The organism is Vibrio sp. 970 (genome assembly GCF_033339075.1).
This window is the reverse complement of the sequence record NZ_JAWOTW010000547.1, coordinates 1-596: the sequence shown is the minus strand read 5'-3', so window position 1 is coordinate 596 and position 596 is coordinate 1. Positions and strand designations below refer to the sequence as shown.

Genomic DNA, 596 nt, shown 5'->3' with positions numbered 1-596 from the left:
CAATACTTCAAAGGATTTGGACCCAAGTGGGGGGCGCCTGAAGTTAGAATATAGCTCTTCACCAACCGCGATTTAAAGCCTCAGTCGAAAGACTGGGGCTTTTTTGCATTTTAGCCACTCTATTTTCCGTCATATTAGCTGATAGTGGCTAGCCAGAAGATTTCTATCAGCAGAACATATCGAGCTTTGCGTACGAATTGTAAGGTTGGTGCAGCTTTTGGTGCTTTAGACCACCCATGATCCCAGAGCTTTTCGCGCAGATAAAATAAACCCCAGCTCAATGTCTGGGGTTGTGGTTTTCTTAATTCGCTGTTGTTATTGGGCGAGTGTTTTCAGGATTTCTTTTAGCTCGACGGTTTCTCGGATTTCAAAGTTCGGCGTTATCTCTGTTGGATTACTTGCGCCAGTCGCATTCACCCACACACTCAATATACCCCTGTTGTTTGCGCCTGCGATGTCTGCCGCTAGAGAGTCACCGATGTGTAAGGCTTCTTCTGGTTTGATGTCGACAAGATTCAAGGCTTTTTGGAATATGCTGGCCGCTGGTTTTTCTTCTGGCTCATCGCCACCCACAATAATATGGTCCACCCATTCAT

The 596-nt window shown here is 46.0% G+C and carries 1 protein-coding gene; it reads right to left on the bottom strand.

Going from position 1 to position 596, the window contains the following annotated elements:
- Window positions 1-315 precede the first annotated feature (315 nt).
- Window positions 316-596: HAD-IA family hydrolase (locus tag R7Q11_RS27795; protein ID WP_225467187.1), on the bottom strand; the 281-nt coding region annotated here is incomplete at its 5' end.